At 39.7% G+C, this 24,671-nt stretch carries 23 protein-coding genes; 21 read left to right on the forward strand and 2 right to left on the reverse strand.

Annotated features, from left to right (window positions below; translation table 11 throughout):
• Nucleotides 1-39: 39 nt before the first annotated feature.
• The 11 genes from BK584_RS16320 (at nt 40) to BK584_RS16370 (ending at nt 11,418) form a co-directional block, all read left to right on the forward strand.
• Nucleotides 40-933 carry an ROK family protein gene (locus tag BK584_RS16320; RefSeq protein WP_169871311.1) on the forward strand — a complete coding sequence of 298 codons (894 nt, stop codon included), beginning with the start codon at nt 40-42 and terminating at the stop codon, nt 931-933.
• A gap of 25 nt (nt 934-958) precedes the next feature.
• Complete coding sequence (locus BK584_RS16325; protein WP_078393546.1) at nt 959-1,861, forward strand: carbohydrate ABC transporter permease; 903 nt, start codon at nt 959-961, stop codon at nt 1,859-1,861.
• A 17-nt stretch (nt 1,862-1,878) separates the two neighbouring features.
• Nucleotides 1,879-2,796 (forward strand): carbohydrate ABC transporter permease, encoded by a 918-nt coding sequence (locus tag BK584_RS16330; RefSeq protein ID WP_245808886.1) that lies wholly within the window; start codon nt 1,879-1,881, stop codon nt 2,794-2,796.
• A gap of 23 nt (nt 2,797-2,819) precedes the next feature.
• On the forward strand, nt 2,820-4,070 hold the full coding sequence (locus BK584_RS16335; protein ID WP_169871315.1) for an ABC transporter substrate-binding protein: 1,251 nt from the start codon (nt 2,820-2,822) through the stop codon (nt 4,068-4,070).
• Between the two features lie 15 nt (nt 4,071-4,085).
• Nucleotides 4,086-5,048, forward strand: a complete 963-nt coding sequence (locus BK584_RS16340) for a glycoside hydrolase family 5 protein (RefSeq protein ID WP_078393548.1) — start codon at nt 4,086-4,088, stop codon at nt 5,046-5,048.
• 409 nt (nt 5,049-5,457) lie between these two features.
• Nucleotides 5,458-6,561: an ABC transporter ATP-binding protein gene (locus BK584_RS16345; RefSeq protein ID WP_078393549.1), complete on the forward strand. Its 1,104-nt coding sequence runs from the start codon at nt 5,458-5,460 to the stop codon at nt 6,559-6,561.
• Nucleotides 6,558-7,493, forward strand: a complete 936-nt coding sequence (locus BK584_RS16350; protein ID WP_078393550.1) for a carbohydrate ABC transporter permease — start codon at nt 6,558-6,560, stop codon at nt 7,491-7,493. Before BK584_RS16345 ends, BK584_RS16350 begins: the two co-directional genes overlap by 4 nt.
• Before the next feature lie 2 nt (nt 7,494-7,495).
• Nucleotides 7,496-8,308: a carbohydrate ABC transporter permease gene (locus tag BK584_RS16355; RefSeq protein WP_218970353.1), complete on the forward strand. Its 813-nt coding sequence runs from the start codon at nt 7,496-7,498 to the stop codon at nt 8,306-8,308.
• A gap of 31 nt (nt 8,309-8,339) precedes the next feature.
• Complete coding sequence (locus BK584_RS16360; protein ID WP_078393552.1) at nt 8,340-9,662, forward strand: ABC transporter substrate-binding protein; 1,323 nt, start codon at nt 8,340-8,342, stop codon at nt 9,660-9,662.
• Between the two features lie 92 nt (nt 9,663-9,754).
• Nucleotides 9,755-10,609, forward strand: a complete 855-nt coding sequence (locus BK584_RS16365) for a glycerophosphodiester phosphodiesterase (RefSeq protein WP_078393553.1) — start codon at nt 9,755-9,757, stop codon at nt 10,607-10,609.
• A gap of 50 nt (nt 10,610-10,659) precedes the next feature.
• Nucleotides 10,660-11,418 (forward strand): glycerophosphodiester phosphodiesterase family protein, encoded by a 759-nt coding sequence (locus tag BK584_RS16370; RefSeq protein ID WP_245808887.1) that lies wholly within the window; start codon nt 10,660-10,662, stop codon nt 11,416-11,418.
• A gap of 49 nt (nt 11,419-11,467) precedes the next feature.
• Here BK584_RS16370 and BK584_RS16375 read toward each other — a convergent pair whose 3' ends face one another.
• Entirely contained in the window at nt 11,468-13,078 is a 1,611-nt protein-coding gene (locus BK584_RS16375) for an extracellular solute-binding protein (RefSeq protein ID WP_078393555.1), read from the reverse strand.
• 428 nt (nt 13,079-13,506) lie between these two features.
• Between BK584_RS16375 and BK584_RS16380 the strand changes: the two genes are divergently transcribed.
• The 9 genes from BK584_RS16380 (at nt 13,507) to BK584_RS16420 (ending at nt 22,163) form a co-directional block, all read left to right on the forward strand.
• Nucleotides 13,507-14,301 (forward strand): HAD-IIA family hydrolase, encoded by a 795-nt coding sequence (locus tag BK584_RS16380; protein ID WP_169871317.1) that lies wholly within the window; start codon nt 13,507-13,509, stop codon nt 14,299-14,301.
• A 6-nt stretch (nt 14,302-14,307) separates the two neighbouring features.
• On the forward strand, nt 14,308-14,838 hold the full coding sequence (locus tag BK584_RS16385; RefSeq protein WP_078393557.1) for a glycerol-3-phosphate responsive antiterminator: 531 nt from the start codon (nt 14,308-14,310) through the stop codon (nt 14,836-14,838).
• A gap of 80 nt (nt 14,839-14,918) precedes the next feature.
• Entirely contained in the window at nt 14,919-15,803 is an 885-nt protein-coding gene (locus tag BK584_RS16390) for an ABC transporter permease (RefSeq protein ID WP_437182775.1), read from the forward strand.
• A 36-nt stretch (nt 15,804-15,839) separates the two neighbouring features.
• Nucleotides 15,840-16,694, forward strand: coding sequence for a carbohydrate ABC transporter permease (locus BK584_RS16395; protein ID WP_078395690.1), 855 nt, complete (start codon nt 15,840-15,842; stop codon nt 16,692-16,694).
• Nucleotides 16,695-16,708: 14 nt separating this feature from the next.
• On the forward strand, nt 16,709-18,295 hold the full coding sequence (locus BK584_RS16400; RefSeq protein WP_078393559.1) for an extracellular solute-binding protein: 1,587 nt from the start codon (nt 16,709-16,711) through the stop codon (nt 18,293-18,295).
• 23 nt (nt 18,296-18,318) lie between these two features.
• Nucleotides 18,319-19,029, forward strand: coding sequence for a glycerophosphodiester phosphodiesterase (locus tag BK584_RS16405; protein ID WP_078393560.1), 711 nt, complete (start codon nt 18,319-18,321; stop codon nt 19,027-19,029).
• 273 nt (nt 19,030-19,302) lie between these two features.
• Nucleotides 19,303-20,244 carry a glycosyltransferase gene (locus BK584_RS16410; RefSeq protein ID WP_078393561.1) on the forward strand — a complete coding sequence of 314 codons (942 nt, stop codon included), beginning with the start codon at nt 19,303-19,305 and terminating at the stop codon, nt 20,242-20,244.
• 3 nt (nt 20,245-20,247) lie between these two features.
• A complete protein-coding gene (locus BK584_RS16415) occupies nt 20,248-20,928 on the forward strand; it encodes an acyltransferase (RefSeq protein ID WP_078393562.1) in 681 nt (226 codons plus the stop codon).
• The gene (locus tag BK584_RS16420) at nt 20,925-22,163 is read left to right on the forward strand and encodes a glycosyltransferase (RefSeq protein WP_078393563.1); all 1,239 of its coding nucleotides are present in this window, start codon (nt 20,925-20,927) and stop codon (nt 22,161-22,163) included. The genes BK584_RS16415 and BK584_RS16420 overlap by 4 nt, the downstream gene beginning before the upstream one ends.
• Nucleotides 22,164-22,180: 17 nt before the next feature.
• Here BK584_RS16420 and wecB read toward each other — a convergent pair whose 3' ends face one another.
• On the reverse strand, nt 22,181-23,263 hold the full coding sequence (wecB, locus tag BK584_RS16425) for a non-hydrolyzing UDP-N-acetylglucosamine 2-epimerase (protein WP_078393564.1): 1,083 nt from the start codon (nt 23,261-23,263) through the stop codon (nt 22,181-22,183).
• Between the two features lie 131 nt (nt 23,264-23,394).
• On the opposite strand from wecB, the gene BK584_RS16430 reads away from it, so the two are divergent.
• On the forward strand, nt 23,395-24,615 hold the full coding sequence (locus BK584_RS16430; RefSeq protein WP_169871319.1) for a glycosyltransferase: 1,221 nt from the start codon (nt 23,395-23,397) through the stop codon (nt 24,613-24,615).
• Nucleotides 24,616-24,671 lie beyond the last annotated feature (56 nt).

Raw genomic sequence — 24,671 nt, forward strand, 5'->3', positions numbered from 1 at the left:
GGAGAAGAGGCTACATCACTAGGGAGGAGGAGCATCTGTTTGGAATTAGTTGTTTTTGATATTGGAGGTACGGCGATTAAGCATGCCGTCGTTACAAATAAAGGTATCATTTTGGAAAAAGGGAAGGATGCAACGTCAACTGAAATAGAGACTTTGTTTGATGCGATCGTAAAAATTAAAAATGATTATGCTAGGAAATACACCATTTCGGGCGCAGCATTTAGTACTCCGGGTCTTCCAAACCAAAAAACAGGGTTTATAGATGGAGGTAGCGCAATCCCTTATTTACATCAAATACCTTTTAAACAGGAGGCTGAAGCACGTTTAAATCTTGATGTAAGTTTTGAAAATGATGCCAATTGCGCTGCCTTAGCTGAGATGTGGCTTGGTGGCGCACAAGGGATGAAAGATATCATTATGGTTGTTTGTGGGTCTGGCATTGGAGGCTCCATTATAAAGAATGGTAAGATTCACCGCGGTGCAAATGGGTACGGAGGAGAGTTTGGATACATGGTGATGAATAGAAAAGGCGAGACTTTTAGTGGAACAACTTCTCCTGTTGAACTTGCCAAACGTGTATCGGCAGCCAGAGGGGAAGAAGTTGATGCTGTTCGTTCGTTTGAGCTAGCAAGAACTGGCGATCACTATGCAACTGCTGAAGTAGAGCGTCATTACTATTATTTGGGAGTAGGGCTTTATAATTTACAACTAACCTACGACCCAGAGGTGATTTTAATTGGTGGAGCAATTAGTGTAAGACCTGATTATATACCAAGCATTTATAAGAAAATCAATCTATTGGTTGAGGCAAATCGAATGATTTCATTAAAACCTACATTGAAAAGTTGTCAGTTTGGTAATGATGCAAATTTAATTGGCGCAGTAGCACATTTTAACCAGTCTTTCCAATCTAAATCAGAGATTGCAGGGTGATTAAAAGTTTGAGAGGAGGAAAATGATGAGTCTATCTCCAGTAACGAGACTTCGCAGAAGTAAGACGCTTGCATTTTATCTATTTATCTCTCCGTGGCTAATTGGTTTTATAGCACTTGCTGCTGGACCGATGATCTATTCGTTTTATATGTCATTCACGGAATGGCAGATTATGGGGGGGGCGGAATGGGTTGGACTTGAGAATTATGAACGGATGTTTTTTCATGATCCTCTGTTTTGGACAACGCTGTGGAATACGTTCTTCTATACGTTTTTTGGTGTACCCCTTGGCCTAGCATTTGGATATTTGCTAGCTGTGTTATTAAATCAGAAAGTGAAGTTTATGGGCGTTTTTCGGACGATCTTTTATTTGCCATCTATTGTCCCAGCGGTTGCAAGCTCACTATTATGGCTGTTAATTTTTCAACCAGAGTTTGGTCTTGCGAATGCGTTGCTTGATGGATTTGGTTTACCAACTTCACGATGGCTTTTAAGTGAGTCGATGGTTAAACCCGCGTTAATTATTATGAGTTTATGGGGCGTCGGTGGAGGAATGATTATCTACTTGGCGGGCTTACAAGGAGTACCACCCAGTTTGTATGAAGCAGCTGAAATTGACGGAGCAGGAAAATGGAGTAAGTTTTGGCATATTACGATTCCCATGACTTCTCACGTGATTTTTTTCAACTTAATTATGGGTGTGATTGGCTCTTTCCAAGTATTTACGCAAGCTTATGTGATGAGCGGCGGTGGACCAAACTATGCATCGTTGTTTTATGTTCTTTATTTATATCAAAATGCATTTGAATTTTTTAATATGGGCTATGCTTCAGCACTTGCGTGGATCTTGTTTGTAATTATCTTAATCTTTACCTTGCTTCAATTTAAATTGTTTGGCAAAAAAGTTTATTACGAATACGACGATTGAGTGAGGAGGAATCCAATTTGGAACAAGAGCGCAAAGCAAATGTCCCATTAGAACCGGTTGTACCAGGGAATACAGCAAAAAGCGCTGTACCAGACTATGGAAACTATAAAAGACAGAAGAAAATGGATCGCCTCATCATCTATTTGTTGTTGGTCTTGCTGTCCATCTTGTTTATTCTGCCATTCTTGTGGATGATCGCTACGTCATTAAAAACGGAATCACAGGCTATTTCTTATCCACCAACTTTATTGCCGTCTCCCTTTGATTTTGTCAATTACCGTGATGTGTTTGAGCTTGTACCGTTCATTCAGTTTTATTGGAACACAATTATCGTAACAGGGTTAACGGTTATTGGAACGGTTATCTCCAGTGCTCTAGTAGCATATGCATTTGCACGAATTAAAGGAAGGGGCAGAAACTTTTGGTTCATCTTGCTACTCTGTACGATGATGCTACCACCACAAGTTACAATGATTCCTGTTTATCTGATTTTTACAGAACTTGGCTGGGTGAATACATTTTTGCCTTTAGTTGTTCCCGCCTTTTTAGGAAACGCTTTCTTTATTTTTTTGCTGCGACAATTCTTTCGGGCGATTCCGAAAGAATTGGAGGAATCTGCAATTATTGATGGATGTAGTTTATTCGGGATATTCTGGAGAATTGTCGTTCCGTTATCGAAGCCTGCGCTTATCACAGTAGCTATTCTATCTTTTATGGGTAGCTGGAATGATTTCTTAACTCCATTAATTTATTTAAATGACATGAGTAAGTATACGTTGGCTTTGGGGTTACAGATCTTTAATGGGCAGCAAACCATGCAGTGGGGTCCAATGATGGCGGCGAGTACGATGGTTATTTTTCCATTAATCTTATTGTTCTTTTTTGCACAAAAACATTTTATACAAGGCATTGCATTGTCAGGTATTAAAGGATAATAACAAACAAGGGAGATGGGATGATGAACAAGAAAATTGTAGGCGTGGCCTTAATCGCTATGCTTTCCGCATGTAGTGGGGATGGAGCTTCAGGCGACGGGGATGTCACACTAAGAATGCTTGCTTGGGGCAATGGTCCAGCTGAATTGCAAGGGGAAAGGGAGATATTGGACGTTTTTGAAGAAGAAAACCCTGGTATTAAGGTAGAATTAAGTAATGTCCCGTGGGAAAACTACAATGAGCGTCTTACAACAATGTCAGCTGGGCGAAATCAACCAGATGTTTTTTGGATGATAGATGCAGCAGCGATGACGAATTATGCAAACCAAGGTATGTTATTGGAACTTGATGAAATGATTGAAGAAGCAGGCATAACCGAAGATGAATATTTACCAGGCGCTTGGGATATTGGTACATGGGATGGTGAGCAGTATGCACTTCCGCGTGATTTGATTTCCCATCATATTGCATACAATAAAGATATGTTTGATGCAGCGGGGCATCCGTATCCAGAAAGTGACTGGACTTGGGATGATTTTTTAGAAGCGGCGCAAGCAACAACAATTGAAGAAAACGGACGAATTACTCAATTCGGGGTAGCTGGGATGATTTGGGAGGAGATGATTGTACAAAATGGCGGGGCTTCCTTTAGTGAAGATGGATCTACAGTTTTAATAGACAGTCCAGAGTCTGTTGAGGCGATTGAATTTATGCGTGATTTAATACATGAGTACCGTGTTGCTCCTCTTGCAACAGAAGCAGAAGGTTTAGGGAATATGTTCTTGGCAAATCGAGCGGCAATGTCTTATGGGGGACCGTGGCACTGGGTGCAATATGAGTCAGAAGGTGAGTTTGAGTGGGACATTGTTGAAGTTCCAGCAGGGAAAGCAGGGAATAAAGCACAGCTTCTAGGATTGCCAATAGGGATTGGATCGCAAACTGAGCACCCAGAGGAAGCGTGGAAGTTACTCGAATTTCTAACTTATGGAAAAGGACAGTCCATCCAGGCAGACATTGTAGGGGCCTATCCTGCTGTCTTGCGTGAAGCCGATACTTTTACACAAGGGCAGTATGTGCCAGATAATGTAGACGTTGTTCAAAAAACAATGGAAGAAAATACAGTCTTATTGAGCATGTTTCCTGATAAACCAGCTGCGTCTTCGTTGATCCAGCCTGTTATTGATCAAATTATGGATGAAGAACGCCAATTGGATGCAAATGAAGGGTTGGCTGGCGTTGCGGATCGGATTCGAGAAGAATTTGAGATGAAATAAAGGAGGGAATCTATAATGAAGAATAAGTTCTTAAAAAGGGTAGGCATGGCAGGAGTGATTATTCTCTTATACATGGCATTTGGTGAAGAGAGAGGATTGGCGCAAACTGGATTTCAAGTGACTGGGACACAGTTGTTTGATGGAGAGGGCAATCCGTATGTGATGCGTGGAGTCAATCACGGACATTCATGGTTCAAACAAGACCTTGATACAGCAATACCAGCTATTGCAGAGACTGGCGCTAATACGGTGAGAATCGTTTTATCGAATGGCCAACAATGGGAGCGAGATTCCGCAGCGGAAGTTGAGAGAGTGCTTGCAGCTACAGAAGAGGAAGGCTTAACGGCTGTACTTGAAGTTCACGATGCGACGGGAAGTGATGACCCCAACGATTTGTTTACTGCGGTCGAGTATTGGAAACAGTTAGCGGCTGTTTTAAAAGGAATAGAAGATCGTGTTATTATTAATATTGCGAATGAATGGTATGGATCATGGGCAAGTGAAGTATGGGCAAATGCGTATCGGCAAGCAATTCCGGATTTAAGAGATGCGGGGATTACACATACATTGATGGTGGATGCCGCGGGTTGGGGACAATACCCTGCCTCCATTCATCAGCGTGGTGCAGATGTACTAGCATCAGATCCACTTAAGAATACGATGTTTTCCATTCACATGTATGAATATGCTGGCTCAGATCAAACAACTGTTGAGCGTAATATAAATGGTGTTTTGGAACAAAATCTAGCTGTTGTTATCGGAGAATTCGGTCATCTTCATCATGATGGTGATGTTGATGAGGATGCAATCCTCTCTTATACGGCTGAACGCCAAGTTGGTTGGCTGGCCTGGTCGTGGTATGGCAACGGAGGTGGAGTCGAATACCTTGATCTAGCAAATGGACCAGGAGGAGCGCTGACTAGTTGGGGAGAACGAATTGTAAATGGGCCGAATGGACTTAGAGATAGGATGTATTAAGTGAAAACGAATCTGCTCATGGGCAGATTCGTTTTTCTGTTTGATAATTATTGTTATAAATTGTTAGAAACAACAGTTTCAAAAAACAGTAAACACCCTAATTCATATTTGGATTAGGACTGTTCTATGTGATTTTAAATTAACCGCTCTCATTCACGCTACCTTTAAGCAATAATAGACCTCATTCATAGAATAGCTTACCTTTTTTTAGTAGTTAGTTATGGAATTACGGTAAAAAAAGTAAAACTTAGAAATGAAGCAGACGGTAAGACTATGTAATCATCAAATTGAAAGCGAAACCGTTTTAGTTAATTGTTTTTAAGAAGATGTGATGATTGTGTAAATGAAGCCAATCTTTGTTCAATCCGTGTTTAAATGAACGTACATTCTAAGGAGGAGGCAATTCAGCATGAAGCAAGTTGAGTTGGTAGGAATATCGAAATCCTATGATAAACAAAAGAATGTTCTTAATGAAATCAACGTATCGATTAAAAAAGGAGAGTTCTTTGTATTAGTGGGACCATCGGGTTGCGGCAAAAGCACATTACTTCGTATGGTCGCTGGACTTGAAGAAATTACTGGTGGGACATTGCTACTAAACGGACAAGAAGCAAATATGTTGGTACCAAAAGATCGAAATCTATCGATGGTTTTTCAGAATTATGCGCTGTACCCTCATCTCACGGTAGAACAGAATATTTTATTTGGTCTTCATGCCAAAAAGGTGAACAAAATGGAACAACAAAGACGGATAGAAGAGGCAGCAAAGATGATGGGTCTAGAGGATCTATTAACACGAAAGCCAAAAGAACTGTCAGGAGGTCAGAGGCAACGAGTCGCATTAGCACGCGCGGTTGTTAGTGAAGCACCCCTTTGCTTGATGGATGAACCATTATCAAATTTGGATGCTAAACTACGTGCTCATATGAGAATTGAAATTCGAAGGTTGCAACGTAAGCTTGGATTAACAATGATTTATGTGACACATGACCAAGTAGAAGCGATGACGATGGGTGACCGAATTATGGTATTAAATGACGGTGTCATTCAGCAAATAGGAAGTCCGATTGACTTATACAATAAGCCAGAAAATCAGTTTGTAGCGACTTTTATCGGTTCACCAAAGATGAATACGGCAGAAGTTTTTATTAATCACAATAAGAAAGAATTAGAAATTAAAGATTCGCTCGTTTTACCATTGCCAGAAAATTGGACAGAATTAGTCGATCAAGCAGTAATCGGCATTCGGTCTGAACATATTCAATATGAACAGGGTAAGGTTAGCCATTATTTAGAGGTCGCAAGTGTGGAACAACTTGGCAATGAGACGTTGATTGCTTTTATTGTTGGTAATGAGTTTTGGACAGCTAAATGGCCGGGACAGTGGTCAATTAAAACAGGAGACCAGGTTCCAGTTAGATTAGATTTTAATCATTTCCATTTTTTTGATTCCAAGAGCGGAGGATTGCTTCAGTCGGCAAGAGCACAATCGATGCAAGAGGTTGTTTTATGAGTCAGTTAGAAAAGAGAGTCACCTCTTCAGATCGATTGTTTCAGAGACAAAAGCAAAAACAAGGACGCTTGAACTTTGGAAAAGGAATGCTTTTTTTGCTGCCATCGTTATTTCTGTTTAGTGTTTTCTTGTTTTATCCAATGGCTAGAACACTCTACCTAAGCTTCTTTTTAACGGATAATCGTGGTATGGCGACTGTTTTTGTTGGTTTTGATAACTTTTCTCGCATTTTTTCTTCTGACATCTTTGTTAAATCACTTACGTCGACATTCTTATTTGTTCTTTATACCGTACCAGGCACCATTATTATTGCGTTATTTCTAGCGATTCTAGCAAATGAGAAGCTTAAGGGTGTTGGCGTTTTTAGAATGATTTTTTCTTCAACAATGGGTATCTCAGTTGCTGCGGCATCCGTTTTTTGGTTGTTTTTATTCCATCCAAGTTTAGGGTTTTTAAATCAAATACTTCGTTGGCTTGGTGTCGATGCAATTGGGTGGTTGACTGACCCTAATTGGGCACTATTTTCAGTCTCGATATCAACGATATGGATGAATATTGGCTTTACGTTTCTAATAATGCTCGGTGGCCTTCAGTCGATTGACCGTTATTTGTACGAATCGGCCGATATTGACGGAGCTGGTTATTTTTATAAATTGCGTAGAATTACGATTCCGATGCTGTCTCCAACCTTATTTTTTGTAGTGACTGTTACAATGATTAATGCGTTTCAAACATTTGGGCAAATTGATATGTTAACAAGAGGCGGGCCACAAAATGAGACCAACTTACTCGTTTATTCTATTTACCGGGAAGCCTTTGTTAATTATCAATACGGAACGGCTAGTGCACAGGCAGTGATCTTATTTGCGATTATTTTAATTATGACACTCATTCAATTTAAGCTTGGTGAAAAGAAGGTGCATTACCAATGATGATGACATGGAAACGAAAACTGCTTTTTTACTTACTTCTTACTGTGTCTGCAGTTGTTTTGTTTGCACCGGCCATTTTAGCTTTTTTAATGAGCTTTATGACAAGTCAAGACACCCTTACAGGGCAAATAATTCCAACAGTTTGGACGTTGGAAAACTACATTCAAGCTTTCCAACGTTTTCCACTTTTAAACTATTTGCTTAATAGTTTAATCGTTTCTCTTGTCATAATGCTGGGACAGTTAATTCTGTGTAGTCTTGCTGCGTATGCTTTTGTGTTTTTAAAGTTCAAAGGACGTGACACTTTGTTTTTTGTCTTTATTGCAACGATGATGATTCCGTTTGAAGCCTCTATTATCCCTAATTTTCAAACGATACGTGAACTAGGATTATTAAATACATATCCAGGTCTAACATTGCCGTTTTTTGCAATAGCGTTTGGTACTTTTTTATTGCGACAGACGTTTAAACAAATTCCGATTGAATTAAAAGAAGCGAGTCAAATTGCTGGAATTGGTGATTTCAAATTTTATTTAACGGTTGTACTTCCAGTGGCGCGGACAAGCCTTGTAACACTTGGTATATATGGTTTTCTTACTTCGTGGAACATGTATTTATGGCCTTTGCTCGCTACAACAAATGATTCAGTGCGGACGGTTCAAATTGGCTTAAAACAGTTGCAGTCGCAAGAAACATTAAATCAATGGGGGGTTGTTATGGCAGGTGCAGTTATTGTTATTCTGCCAACATTAATTCTACTATTTTTAGGTCAGAAAAAACTTCAGCGAGGTCTTGCTGAAGGAGCAATTAAATAAAAAACAATGTGTTGTGAGGAGAGATGGGACAATGAAAAGGAAATTGGGATTATTAGTTAGTACCGCAAGCTTGGTTGCCTTAGTGGCATGTGGATCAGCGGATTCAACGGGTGGTGCAGATGGGAAAACAGTCGTAACATTTTGGCACTCTATGGGTGGACCGGCTCAAGTAGCATTGGATCAAATTGTTTCCTCTTATAATGAATCGCAGGATGAAGTACAAGTAAATGCAGAATTCCAAGGAACGTATGAGGAGTCTTTGCCAAAGTTCCATAGTGTAGGTGGGACTGAAGATGCACCAACTATTATACAAGTGCAAGAAATCGGCTCGATGTCGATGATTAATAGTGGAAATATTGAACCAATCCAACGCTTTATTGATGAGGAAGGTTACGATATGAGTGGCTTAGAAGAGAATATTACGAATTACTATAATATTGATGATCAGTTTTATTCAATGCCATTTAATTCATCTACGCCTGTTATGTACTACAACAAAGATGCATTTACCGCTGCGGGACTTGATCCAGAAGCCCCACCTGAGACATATGAAGAGATTGAAGAAGCAAGTAAGAAGATAATAGAAGCAAACGATGGGATGCGAGGTTTTGCACTTCAAGCTTACGGCTGGTTATTTGAAGAGTTGTTAGCGAATCAAGGTGGACATTTGCTAAACAATGAAAATGGGCGTTCGGAGTTAGCTACAGAGGTTGCTTTTGACGATGAAAAGGGTAGATCAATCTTTCATTGGGTGGAACGAATGATTGAGGAAGAAACATTTATGAATTATGGCACAAACGCCGACAATATGGTGGCAGGATTTTTGGCCGGAGAAGTTGCAATGTTTATGCAATCATCGGCTCAGTCACGGGATGTAATTGATAATGCTCCGTTTGAGGTGGGGGTTGGTTTTATACCATATCCTGAAAACGCAGAACGAGAAGGGGTGGTCATCGGGGGCGCTAGCCTTTGGATGTCTACTGGAAAAGATGCAAAAGAGCAAGAAGCTGCATGGGATTTTATGAAGTATATGGCAACGCCTGAAATTCAAGCAGAATGGCATGTAGGGACTGGTTATTTTGCAATAAATCCTGCAGCGTATGAAGAACAAGTTGTACAGGATGCGTATGTGGATATGCCGCAGTTACAAACGGCTGTGCAACAACTCCAAGAAACAACACCTTCTGTCGCTACTCAAGGAGCGTTAATGGATATGATTCCTGAAGAAAGGAAAATTATTGAGACGGCACTTGAATCTGTTTATAACGGGGAAGATGCAGATCAAGCATTTGAGGATGCTGTGGACCAAGTAAATGCAGCAATTGAGCAGTCAAATAAAGCGAGAGGGAATTAAAGAGAAGAAGGGGAGCGGTGTAATTTATCGTTGCCCTTTCTTTAGGAGTAGGACAGCTGTAAAGGGGGAGGCGTGTGAGGAGTAGAAGGTGGGTGTTTTTTTTATCATCTAGTGTGTTACTGGTAGTGGTGCTAAGTTATTTCATAAACAAAACGAGTATGGAAACAAGCTGGGTGCCGGCAAGTAAGCAAGAAGAGAATGTTTTAACGGATCATTCTATACAAATCTTTGCTCATCGAGGAGCTAAAGATCGGGCAAATGAAGCAACAATAGCTGCCTACGATCTGGCTGCGCAGGATGGAGTCGATGCGCTTGAGATTGATTTACGTATGACAAAAGATGGAGTTCTTGTTGCAATGCATGATCAAACGATTGATCGGACTACAAATGGGGAAGGAAAGGTGGAGACGTATACGTTGGAAGAGTTAACATCATTTCAAACGATCGGCTATTATAATGAAGAAGAAACAAGAGAACCAATTCCGACTCTTGAAGAAATTCTTAAACGTTATGGCAAAGATGAAACGTATTATATTGAAACAAGGCTTGTTGCAGGTGAATTGGCGATGGAAGAAGAGCTAATTTCGTTATTGGAACAACATGATCTTATGAAGGACAATCGCGTGATGCTCCAGTCGTTTTCAGAGGAAAGCCTTAAGAAATTAAATGACTTGGTTCCGGAAGTCCCATTAACACAGCTTTTTCGCAGAGGGGAGTTTGACTTAAATAAAGCATTAGCATCACCTTATCCAGCGATTGGAATTGAATCCGGCGATTTACTTAAGAAGGATGTGGAGGCTTTGCAGTTAGTCGAGAAAGAGGTTCATGTTTATTTTACTGATTATAAAACGGAGCAGGAAGAACAAAAGCGAGTAGTGAAATATGGAATTGATGGTCTATTTACAGATCAGATTCAATTTACAAGTTCATTAGTTGATGAACGGTAATAAATGTAGGTTAATGAACAGCAGTTGCTGATAATAGGAGATGGATAAAAGTGACAGCGATTTATGGACATAGAGGTGCAGCTGGTACACATCCAGAAAATACGCTTTTGAGTTTTGAAGAAGCATTAAATAATGGAGTCGATGGAATTGAACTTGATGTTCAAATAACAAAAGACGGCGAGCTTATTGTTATGCATGATCCGACAGTTGACCGGACTACGAGTGGGTCTGGCTATGTTAACGAAATGACACTTGCGGAAATTAAACAACTCAGTGCAGGAAGCGAATTCAGTCACATGATAGACTATGATCCAAATACATGGCCATCAATAAAAGTCCCAACATTGAAAGAAACATTAAATCTTATTCGACCTCATCGAATTGAATTAAACATTGAATTTAAACCGAACTTGGCTCTTCATAAAGGGATTGAACAGATTGTATTAAAAGAGGTTGAGTCCTACGGACAAGGGTTAAAGGTCAGTTATTCATCCTTTCATTTACCAATCTTAATGAGGCTGAAAGCACTCAACAAAGAGGTGGAGACGGCATTTCTTGTAAATCAAAATGTCCCATTTCCACGGGATTATTTGGAGACTTTTAATCTGGCTACTTTCCATGTCTCTAAGAAACCGCTATTAGGAGACAGTTTTTTTGAGGCAGAGGAGCTGCTAGAGAAAATAAGAGTGTGGACTGTCAATTGTGATGAAGACATAAACAAGTTACTACAAAAAAATGTTAAAGCCATTATGACTGACTTTCCAAAGCGAGCAATTGCGTTGAGACGTACATTTAAAAAACAGGTTTGATCACCGATCGGTGATCAAACCTGTTTTAAGTTGTTAAGTAGTTTGTTCGTTATTCTACTACATCTTGGTAACGAGTGTACGCTTCTCTTTGGATGGACATATACTCCTCAAGTCCAAGAGACTCAACTTGGGCTACGTAGTCATCCCAGTCATCAAAAGATTTTCTACCTGTTATAAACGCATCTTCTGTTTCATTTATAAACGTTTCTAAGTCACTTCCCATTGAATCACGGAATTGTTGTTCTTCTCTAGTGTAATTAAATCCATTCCATACTTCTTCAACAGCGTCGGGCTCTGCTAACTCGCCGTTTTCAATAGAGTTAGGATAAGCTTCGGAACCTTTGAAGTAATGTTGTTGAACATAACCAGGATAGCTTCCCCCAAGCCATGTAATATAATCGGCTAGTGCTTGGTCTTGTGTTAATCCATCGGGATTATCTGTAATTAACTCAGTAAAGTCGAGTGTTCCATCATCATTCTCTACATAAGTTGTTCCTTCTTCTCCCATAAAGTAAAAGCGTGCACCTTCCTCACTAAAAAAGTAATCCATCCATCGGAGTGTCGCTTCTGGATGCTCATTCTTATCGGTAATCGCAAATGCACCCACATGAACGAGTGGCGGCTTTATATGGCTATATAGTTTATCGCCATGTGGACCTTCCAATGCTTCCCCACCTGAAAATGTATCTTGATTCATTAGTGTTTGTGGGTTACTCGTGATAACCGCTCCTAACTGACCGGCTGCGCCTTTTGCCAGCAATTGTGAGCCGTCATGTGTGTAGACTTCGTGGTCTATTAGTTCTTCAGAGTAAAGTTTATGCAGGTACTCAAGAAATTCTTTGTACTTGTCTTCAGTTCGGAAAAATCGTAAATCGTCTGTTCCTGGATCAACGTCAATGAATTTATGACCGACCCCTCTCGTTCCAAAACCCCATGCACCTTGGAGTTGACCACGTATTTCAGTTATATTTGTGCCTGAAAAGGGGATGGCTTCTCCATCAGCTAAGTTTGGATTATCTTTGACCGCTTTCAAAAACTCATAAAATTCGTCGGTTGTTGTCGGTCTATCCATACTAACTTCTTCAAGCCATTCATCATTAATCCATAACGGTACACCAATCAGCATTGGTAGGAAATCAGGTGTATAGTAAGAAGGGAATGAATAAATATGACCATCAGGCATTGTTAAGCCTTTTCGCATGTCAGGATGTTTTTCAAGAGCTGCATGAAAATTTGGGGCGAATTCTTCAATCATGTCATCAAGAGGTATAAGAATGCCCTGCTCCCCGTAAGTGGCTAAGTCGCTTGATGAAAGCCTAGCAGAATAAAAAGCGTCAGGGTAATCGCCACTTGTTAGAACTAGGTTACGGCGCTCTGATAAGCCATCAAATGCATTTAATTGGAAATCAACTTTAATGTCTGTCATATCTTCGTACGTGCTCCACACATAAGTTTCTTCAAAATTATTTGAATTTGGTTCTGATTTACCTGTGAAGAAAGTGAGTTCAATCGGTTCTTTTACAATAGGAAAACCAGATTCATTGACAAGTTCGGCATTCGTACTTTCTTCTGTGCTGCCAGCATCTTCTCCTGAATTGGAACAGCCTGCTACAAAAGCAAGTGCAAGGACAGAGAAAAGGATTGTCTTTATTTTTTTCATTTATCTACTCTCCCTTTGCTCTATTAACATACAAAAAACCCTAATCAACACCAAATAAATGGCGCTAATTAGGGTTTTCTCCGGTCGACTCCACCCGTATATAATAGAGCTGTAATACATTTAGTATCTGCTAGAACAAATGAAAAGTCAATAACGAAATAATAAATAGATTGTAAATTATAAAATAATATAAGTTGACAAAGAAAGCGCATTTATATATTTTTTAAGTAGATTCCTTCTTTGACTTAGAAAAAGTTAATAAGGAATTTACAATGCTTTCATCAAGAGATTACATTTATCATTTATGATGAATGTAAAGAAGTGAATATTGTTATGGGTGGAGTCCATTGAGAAAACCCTAATAAATGTAGGCACAATAAATGTGCCCTCGTTTATTAGGGTTTTTTCGTGGACAAAAGGGGGCTAAAATGAAGCAATACGAACATTACTTTTTTGATTTGGACGGCACTCTAATTAATGGGGAGGGTTTATTACCTTATGCTAAGGAGCTAATTTCTTGCTTGCGTAAACAGAAAAAACAGGTATTTTTCCTCACCAATCACCCTGTTCGATCAAGACGTGTGTTAACAAATGATTTACAAGAACTTGGTTTAGACATTTTTTATGACGAATTAATTACACCTATTATGGGATTAAAGGAATACTTTGCTCCTAGGAATAAGGACAGCAGGAAATTGTATGTAGCGGGGTCAAAGATGATAAAGGAAGAGCTTCGCGAACAGGGGTTTACTGTGGTAGATGAACATGCATCAGAAGAACCTAAGAACATTGCTGTTGTTCTAGGAATGACCCCGGACTTAACGTACAACCAGTTGCAAGTTGGCTTTTGGCTGATGCAACAAGGCGCTGAGCTTATATTGTTAAATGGGGACTTGCTATGTCCTCATCCAAAAGGGTTTTTAATTGATACAGGCTCTCTGGCACGGGTGCTGGAACATAAGGACAAAAAGCCTGTTATTGTTGGGAAACCCTCGTATTGGATGCAACAAGCGTTGCTACGTGCAATGCGCGGGAATGTCGAAAATGCTGTCATTATTGGAGATTCGTTAACAAGTGATATCGGAATAGGGAATTCATTAAACATTGATACAGTGCTAGTCTGTTCGGGAGTTACATCTATCCACCAGATGCAGCATGCGGTACAACTACCTACAGTTATTTTTCCGTCTGTTCGGGAGATCTATCAATTGATAAAGGGGTAAAGCCGTATGTTTAATGAACAATTCATCCATGCAATTACAAGCAAGCAACAAGAGGAAAGATGCCTTCTGTCAGATGTCAATACTGTTTTCTTATTAAATGGAAATATGCATACCTTGCCAGACCAAGTATTTAGCTATCAGAAAAAGGGAAAGGTTGTTTTTGTTCATGTCGATTTGGTTTCTGGGATTGAAACCCATACAGCTGATGGCATGAGATATATAGCAGAAGTAATCGCTCCTGATGGAATTATTAGCACGAGAAGTCAGTCGATTATTCAAGCGAAGAAGGTTGGACTAAAAACGGTCCAACGCGTCTTCTTAATCGATACTCATGCGATGGAAAAAGCAATTCAGACTGTAAATAAAATTAAGCCTGACGCAGTCGAAGCGATGCCTGGGTTGATGCCTAGGGTGATACAAGAACTTGTTGGAATGACATCTGTGCCAATCGTTGCCGGGGGACTGTTTAAGACAAGAGCAGAAATGGACCTGGCTCTAAAGGCTGGAGCGGTTGCTGTCTCCGCTAGCATCATTTAATTAAAGGAGGAATGTAGATGGAGAGCAAGATCGAGCATACTCGTCAGAAAGTTAAAAAACCGCAAAAAAGAAGATGGAGTATGATAAAGCGAAACTGGGATTTATATTTACTCGTTCTTCCAGTTATTTTGTACTTTCTTATCTTTAAATACTATCCAATGTATGGTGTTCAGATTGCTTTTAAAGATTTTATAGCAGTTGAAGGTATCTGGGGAAGTCAGTGGATAGGTTTTGATCATTTTGTTCGATTTTTTGAAAGTTTTTATTTTGAACGCCTCCTGTCTAATACAATTGGACTTAGTTTATATAATCTAGCTATTGGTTTTCCAATACCTATTATATTGGCACTCTTAATCAATGAAATTCGTATTAAGAAAGCAAAAAGCTTTGTTCAAACCGTTACGTATGCACCCCATTTCTTATCAACAGTGGTTGTGGTGGGTATGCTCTTCTTGCTTTTGTCTCCTACTGGTATAGTTAATCAGTTTCTTAGTTTGTTTGGAATTTCTGAAACCTCTTTTATGACGCAGCCTGAATGGTTTAAAACAACTTATGTATTCTCAGGAGTGTGGCAGCAGATGGGCTGGAGTTCGATTATCTACTTAGCTGCATTAGCAGGTATTGATCCCCAGCTACATGAAGCTGCGAAAATAGATGGTGCAAGTCGATTAAGAAGGATCTGGCATGTGAATCTCCCAGGGATACGTTCAACAATTATTATTTTATTAATTTTACAAACTGGTAGCATTGTAAGTGTTGGTTTTGAAAAAGTGTTTCTAATGCAAAATCAATTAAACATGGAAGCGTCTGATGTCATTGCTACTCATATATACCGAACTGGTATTGCGGGTGCCCAGTATAGTTACTCAGCGGCGATTGGTTTATTTGAGTCAGTGATTAATTTTATTCTTTTAGTCATTGTGAATTATACTGCGAAAAAAACAAGCCAAACGAGCTTGTGGTAAGGGGGGGTTAAGGTGAAACAAAGTGCCGGAGATCGGATGTTTGGAATTGGGGTTTACATCATTATCGGATTGATTACGTTAATCGTTCTTTATCCACTTGTTTATGTACTAAGTGCATCATTTAGTGATCCAGGAGCTGTACTAAGAGGGGAGTTATGGCTTTTTCCAATTGATCCAACTTTAGATTCCTACTCAAGAGTGTTTCAGAACGAAGATATTTGGACGGGTTTTAGAAACACGTTCCTTTATACAACTCTTGGGACTGCGTTAAATCTGGGGCTGTCTATTATGATTGCTTATCCCCTCTCAAGAAGGGACTTTTATGGTAGAAGTCTTTTGACGATTTTTCTTGTCTTCACAATGTTTTTTAGCGGTGGAATGGTGCCTACCTATTTACTTGTTCGTGACTTAGGGATGTTAAATACGATATGGGCGGTTATTGTTCCAGGTGCAGTGTCGGTTTATAACGTAATCATTATCCGGACATTTTTTCAAAACATTCCAAACGAGCTGCGCGAATCGGCTGACCTTGACGGCTGCTCGAATATCCAGTATTTACTAAAAATATTGTTACCTTTATCAAAACCCGTTATCGCGGTGATGATCTTGTTTTATGGGGTTAGCCAATGGAACGCATTTTTTGATGCACTCATTTACTTAACAAACCGAGACTTGTTTCCATTACAGTTGTTTTTAAGAGAAATGTTAATTCAAGGACAATTATCAGATATGGTACAAGTAAGTGACTCAACGCTTGACGCACACGCGCTAACGGTAGAAGGAATTAAGTATGCAGTTGTAATTGTGGCTAGTTTACCTATGCTCATTTTATATCCGTTCTTGCAACGCTTTTTTGTGAAAGGTGTCATGATTGGTTCGATTAAAGGTTAATAAGGGGGACAACAATGAAAAAGAGGTGGATGCTAGCAGCATCGTTTGCTGCACTGGCAATCGCGGGGTGTTCAGGGGAAGAAGTCGAGCAGAAATTGGATGAAGAAGAGCGAATAAAAAATGTGAATGCAGAAGGGTTTCCTATTGTAAACGAAGCAATTGATATGGAGTTGTATACTGGCCAGGCACCAAATAATTTACAAAACTATGAAGAACGGCTTATTTGGAAGACCTATGCAGATCTCTCTAACATAAATGTTGATTTTAATGAAGTGCCATTCGATGGACTCGAAGAAAAAGTGAACCTAACTCTTGCTAGTGGAGAATACCCTGATGCCTTTTATTCTGCAGGGATCAATTCTCAGCAATTGACGGAATACGGAGCCCAAGGTGTGTTTATCAAATTGGATGAACTAATCGAAGAATATGCTCCTAATTTAACAAAATTAATGGAGGAATACCCACAAGTTCGTAAAGGGTTAACGATGGCTGACGGGCACATTTACTCGTTTCCTTCTTTCTATGACCCTGACTTTACTTCGATGGTAGTTGGTACGCCAATATGGCTAAACCAACACTTTTTAGAAGAGCTTGATATGGATGAACCAACGACAATTGACGAGTATTATCAATACTTAAAAGGTGTGAAAGAAGAAGAGTTGGGGATTCCATACAGTGGAACAAGCGTCGATAATTTTATAATGCAAATACGTGGATCGTGGGGACTCGGTACAAGGGGTCTTGCTCATAAGTTTATAGATATTAACCCTGAAACGGAAGAGCTTCGGTTTACAAGGACAGATGAGCACTATAAAGAAGTACTTGAGTTTGTGCATCAACTGTGGTCCGAAGGATTAATTGATAAAGATATTTACACAATGACGAGTCAGGAATTTTATGCTAAAGGCGAAATCGGTAATATTGGATCTATGATGATTTATAACCCTGTTACACAAATGAATCAGAATGCAGAAGCTTACGAAGGTATGGCTGCGCTTGAGGGTCCTTATGGTGATTCATTTTACACGCATGTAAAGGCAGCCCTTGTACACGTAGGATCGTTTGTCATTACTGAAAAAATGGAAAATCCAGAGGCAGCAGTACGCTGGGTTGATCATTTTTACGGAGAAGAAGGTGCGTTGCTCCAATTTATGGGGGTTGAAGGCGAGACTTTTGAAGTGGCTGATGATGGAAGTTATGAATTTACGGAAGAAATATCAAATCACCCTGACGGATTAACCCAGGATCAAGCAGTTGCACAGCATATGACATGGCTTGGTGGAAGGGTGCCTTCTTTTGTAAAATCAAATTATTTTACTGGCTCTGAAGGATTGCCAAATGCAATGGAAGCAGGTGAAAAAGTTAAGGAATCAATCCCGGAAATATGGAATTATTTTAATTACACAGCAGAAGAGCTTCAGTTTAAACAATCAATCGGAACAGATATAGAAACATTTATTCTAGAAAATGAAGCAGCGTTTGTTACTGGTAAGAACTCCTTTGACGAGTGGGAGGAATACATCGAACAAGTAAACAATCTTGGTGCAGAAGAATACTTAGCGATAGAAGAGGCTGCATATGAACGATACATTAAAAATTAACAAACAGAAAGGGCGATATCTAGATGACGATTGAAGCGATTGCTCATAGAGGTTATTCTACAAAGTACCCAGAAAATACACTTTCTGCTTATCAAGCAAGTATTGATTTAGGATTCTCTCATATTGAAATTGATGTCCATTTAAGCAAGGATGGCATCCCCGTCATTATGCATGATAAAACGGTTGACCGCACAACAGATGGAAGTGGACTTATTATTGACCACACGCTTAATGAGCTCCAGTCATTGAAAATGAAGGGCGGGGAGAGAATGCCTACGCTAGATGAAACGCTCGAACTGGCGAAGGATCAATGCAAAGTGGCAATTGAGCTTAAGCAAAGCAATGATATGTACGAAGGACTTGAGAAGAAAGTGTACGAGTTAATTGTAGAGAAGGAAATGATTGATGCTGTGTATGTAAACTCATTTAACCATGAAGCGATAAGGAGAATGAGGTCAATCGCTCCAGAACTTGAACTTGGCATTATTAAAGCAAAAGCAACTCCGGATCTTTTTCCATTGATGAAAGAAATAGGAGCTTCATCACTTGCAATGGAACTACCTTATTATAGCGATACTTTTGCTGATAAATGCAAGAATGAAGGCATTCAGCTAATTGTATGGCCTGTAGATACAATTGAAGCATGTACAATGATGATTAAACGACAGAATGTCTTGTGTACTGTAAATGAATTAGAACAATTTAAAGCATATTACTATGAGAAAGAGGACTAGGCTGCTGCCTAAGTTCTCTTTCTTTTTATTTGATAACCAGAGCTAAATCGTATGTATGGCAACTGTTGCATCGTTATTTCCGTTTATTGATGCTAGGAATGTAGCAGTTATGAATGTGTTCAGGTAACCAATTTGTTAATGAATCGTTGATTTTGACAGTTTGATTATCCACCCAAGTCTATTCGTGCAAGGGCAATTGTTGAATCGATTAATCGATTGTGAACATAAGATGAAGGGGGCAATAAGGAAAGTTATGTTCAACAGGAGGGAAGCATGGGATCAAGAAAACTTTTTCATCTATTGTTTATTGCGAAGGATACATCTTCTTATATTGATCGTAACTATTCGTATTTAGAAGAAGCTTTGGCTGAGCGTGTTCATGTAACGTTTTGGCGGAAATCTGGACATATCCAATCTATTCTAAAGCAAATCCCTACCACTCCTGATTTTATTTTAATTATCCATGATATCGGGGGGAGGTTTGAGCCCGGTATAAATGGGCTTTCGACAATATCGATTCCATCAGCTGTCATTGTGAATGATGTGCATCGGTTCACAGAAAAGAGGCGACAGTTCTTCAGAAAAAATAAGACTACATTTGTATTTAGTGTAGTAAGGAACGCCTGCCTAGTCACTTACCCTGAATTAGCAGAGCGGATAAGCTGGTTTCCACACTTTGTTGAGCCATCGGTATTTAAGGACTATCAGCTACAGAAGGAGTATGATTTGCTAATGCTTGGAGCGATAGGTGAGGCCTATCCGTTTCGCAATCATATATTAAAAACGTTTACGAACAATCCTCATTTCGTTTATCGGCCTCATCCAGGTTATGTTTATCACGAAGCAGCTAGTGATGAGTGGGTTGGAAAGCGTTATGCAATCGAATTAAATAAGGCAAAACTTTTTTTAACGTGTCCATCGAAGTATAACTATCCAGTAAAAAAATATTACGAGGCACTTGCCTGCCGTACACTTCTAATGGCTCCTAGTTTTAAAGAGTTAGAGGACATAGGATTTATACCGGGAACTCACTTTGTTGAAGTGGAAGAAGGAAATATAGCTGAGGCTGCTTCATATTATTTACATCATCAAGCAGAAAGAGAGTTAATTGCTGGGGAAGGGTACGCGTTTATTCATCGTAATCATTCAACTGCAGCGCGCTCAGAGCAGCTGATTAATCAGATTGAAACAATACTCAACATGAAGGAGAAGTAAACAATGACTGATAAACTAAAAATAGGACGAAATGTAGTAATTGATGAAGGTGTTGTACTCGGAAATCAAGTAGTAATCGGCGACAACACTGTTATATTAAGCGGAACAGAGCTTGGGGACGGGGTGGAAGTAGGGGCTAATTGTGTTCTCGGTATTCAGCCAGGTGGCAATAAGCGTATGAGGAAAACAGGTGAAGGGACAAAAAAGCTTATTATCGGTGAAGGTACAAAACTTGGATCTTTGGTTTCTATCTATGCTGGAACGGAACTAGGAGAGCACGTTTTTGTTGGCGATCATGCAAGTATAAGAGAGTCAGTTAAGGTTGGAAATGGAACTGTTATTGGACGCTCTGCTATCGTAGAGTTAAATACAACAATTGGTGCTAGTTGTACAATCCAGACATCCGCTTATGTTACTGGAGATACAATTATTGAAGATCATGTCTTTATCGGTCCATGCGTGTCGATGTCTAATGATAAATATATGGGTGCGAAAGCCTATGAGATGAAAGGCCCTCATATTGAATCGTATGCCAAAATTGGAAATAATGCAACGTTACTTCCAGGTGTACGTGTAGGTAAAGGCACCATTGTTGGCGCTGGTGCTGTTGTCACAAAAGATACAGGTGATCATGTGGTTGTAGCTGGTGTCCCTGCTCGTTTGTTAAAGGAGAAGGGCAAATGACAAAAGTATGTATGCTTGTACACACGCATTCGTTCCTTGACACACGCATCTTTCAAAAGGAAGCAAAATCACTACAAAAACATGGGTACGAGGTTGTAATGATCGTACCAAGAATGAAGGGGAAGCTCTTCCGAATTAATAAAGAACCATTTGAAAATGAGTTGTTGGAACCTTCATTTATGTATGAGGGTATTAAAATAGTTACGTATGATTTTGAGACGTTTAAACCAACTGTTGAGCATATGCAGGAGCATGTCGATGTCGAAACATTGGCGTTTAATAACCCCTTAGTAAAGTTAGGTCTTGCGGAGAATGCCGATGTGTATCACGCTCATGAAGTGGCTTCTTTATTTGCGGGGATAGGAATCAAACGTAAGCGTATAAAGGATGGGAAGCCTGTTAAGTTAATCTTTGATAGCCATGATTTAATCCCAGACCCTTTCGATAAAAAGCAGAAATTTATTGCAATGGGCAAGTTGCTTGACGATATGCTAAATGAAATTGACCAACTAATTACCGTCTCCCCATCGATAAAAGCGTATTACATTACGAAACAACCGCTTTTACCGATTGAGATTCTTTATAACTCTCCGCCATTAAACAAAGAGTATCAAGCCAGAATACCAAAAGCGACAGAATTAACAGTTGGCTATGAAGGTCACGTTGCTAATAACAAAAAAGGAAGTAGTGACAAGATCTATAAAATAACAGATCTTGCAAAGCAGCAGGTTGCTTCTTTCACATTTAAAATTATTGGTGGTGTGTTGCACGGTCACAAACTTGAGATTCCAGAAAAGTTAAAGCCCCATATTGCCATGACGGGTTGGGTTCCGTTTGAAGGTATTGCGAAAGAGATGGCGGAGGTTGACATTGGTTGGATTGATTTTGATGACTTAAGTAACTCATTGAATCGATCGTACGCATTGCCAAATAAATTTTTTAGTTATTTAAATAACGGAATTCCAGTTATTGTGAACAAGTGCCATGATATGGAGCAGTTTATCCAAACGCACCAATGTGGAATTGTCTTAAACAAGCAAAAGGCTACAGGGGAAGATTACGCAGAAGCCATTTTATACTTGCATCAAAACCGTGATCAATTACAACAAATGAGCATAAATGCACGTAAAGCAATGGAAGATTTATATAACTGGGAGAAGATGGAGCAGCGGATGTTGCAAATGTACGAAGCGTTGCTGGCAGACAAACCGAAAAGCTTCTATATAGAGAAATAAAAAAGAACTTCCCTTTGTTAAGAAGGGAAGTTCTTTTTTATAATCGTATAAATTTGGTCGGCGGAATGACCGTCGCCAAATAAGGCCGGGTAAGTCGATTGTTCTTTCGCCAATTGAACAGCTTTTAAAATGGCTGTTGGGTTACGTGCATCAGCTAGTCGGTTCCACTTTGCTTCGACTGTTTCGATCCATTCTGTTTCATCGCGCAGTGTAACGCAAGGGATACGCAGCATATAGGCTTCTTTTTGCACACCGCCAGAATCGGTTACGATTGCCTTGGCTTGACTCATCAGTGCTAGCATATCGAAATAATCAAGAGGGTCAATGAAGAGTAAGGAACTTTTATCTGTAAAAATAGGTGCATTTAATTGTTGTAATTGCTTCTTGGTACGTGGATGGAGTGGCAGTATCACTTTTTTGCCGAGTTTCGAAAGTCCTTCCATAATAGCGCTAAGCCGTGTTAAGTCATCTGTATTTTCAGCACGATGAATGGTAGCTACATAATACTCTTTTAAAGTGAGGTTTAATTGACTGAGAATGGCGGATTGTTTCTCCGCCTTCGCTTTGTAATGAAGAACGGCATCATACATAATATCTCCAGTTGCATAAACCCCTTTTGTAATGCCCTCATTTTTTAATTGATTAGCGGCAGCTTGTGAAGGGCAAAACAAAAGGCTTGATAGATGGTCTGTTACAATTCGGTTAATCTCTTCAGGCATGTAGCGGTTGAAACTTCGCAACCCAGATTCAACGTGAATAATTGGGATATGGAGCTTGGACGAGGCAAGGCTACCAGCAATCGTAGAATTGGTATCCCCATAAACTAATACAGCATCTGGTTTTTCTTTAATGAATACCTGTTCTAATTCGATTAACATTTTTCCTGTTTGCTCTCCATGTGAGCCGGAGCCGATACCAAGGTGATAGTCGGGTTTAGGAATATTTAGTTGGGTGAAAAAAACATCCGACATATTGGCATTATAATGTTGGCCTGTGTGCACGAGCACTTCTTGAATGGAAGGATCTTGGCGCAGCCGTTTTGAAACCATACAAGCTTTTATGAACTGGGGACGTGCCCCAATGACAGTAACGATTTTCATTGTCTCCTCCTATAGATGCACCAATCGGGTGTATGTTTCATTCGATACTAGTAAATGTATGAAAAAGAAGAATTTATGCCACGGCAGTAAGGATAATTGGATAAGTACCCTTGGCTATAGGAGGAGAGGCAGTGGGAAACCGTGTATGTTTTTTAGTGGCAGAGCACCCCTTTTTAGATGCACGTATCTTTAAAAAGGAAGCAAAAAGTCTTGTACAAAAAGGATATGATGTCACGATAATTGTTCCGAGACGGAAAGGGTTTTTATTTGATATAGATGGGACGCTAATGAAGGACCGTTTTTTAGAAGTGTCTTTTATGCATGAGGGGGTGCGAATTCTTACTTATGATCCACCAACGGGAAAACAACAACCAGCAAGACAACTAAGTTATTTAAGAACAGGAAAAGTGGATCCTCTTCCCGGCCCATTGATAAAACTCGCAGTGAAACATGAAGCCGATCTTTACCACGCCCATGAATTTGCCTCTTGTTATGACGCTATTATGACAAAGCGAATTCTATCTTTAAAAGGGAAGGACACTCGACTCATTTATGATAGCCATGAACTTGTCCCAGATCCGAAGGAAAGAATGAGCCAAACTGTAAGAGGAAAGCTGGAAGAAATACGTGCGCACATGTTCAAAGAGGTAGATATAGTGATTACTGTATCTGCTTCGATTCAACAAACCTATCAGCGTATAAATAGAAATGTGCCTATTGAAGTGCTTTTTAATTCACCGTTTTTATCACCTTATGATCAAAAAGCGAGGGTAGGGAACTCTCCTCTTGTTCTGGGTTATGTGGGTCGAATGGAGGAACATAAAGGCAGTTTAGCAAAATTGATACAAATTTTAGATTATGGAAATCAGTCAATCGATTTGCGGGCAAAAATTATTGGTGGTCAAACTGAGGTTAACACCATGGAGTTACCACACCATCTTAGGGATAAGGTTGATATTGTTGGATGGCTACCGTATACGAATGTAGCGCAAGCTTTAACGGGGGTCGACATAGGTTGGATTGAAATAAATACAAATAACTCACTCAATCGGATGTATTCGATGCCTAATAAATTCTTTAGCTACTTAGAAAGAGGGATTCCACCGCTTGTTAATCAATCCAGAGATATGAAAACGTTTATACAAAAATATAAGTGTGGGTTTGTGGTGAAAGAAGATGCTACACCATTGGATTTTGCCAATGCACTTATTCAATTGAATGATGACTGGAAGGAAGTTAGCGAGACGGGAAAGCGGGCCAGGAAAGTCATGGAGGATTGGTTTAGCTGGGAACATATGGAGCAAAAACTGTTTGCCATTTACGACCGTCTCTTAAAATCAGGAAAGCGATGAATTTCCACTTTTCCCTTGATATAGAAGTCCAGACATCTAAAAAACCCCTACATACA

The organism is Shouchella patagoniensis, from assembly GCF_002019705.1.
In the GTDB taxonomy this organism is placed as follows: Bacteria; Bacillota; Bacilli; order Bacillales; family Bacillaceae_D; genus Shouchella; species Shouchella patagoniensis.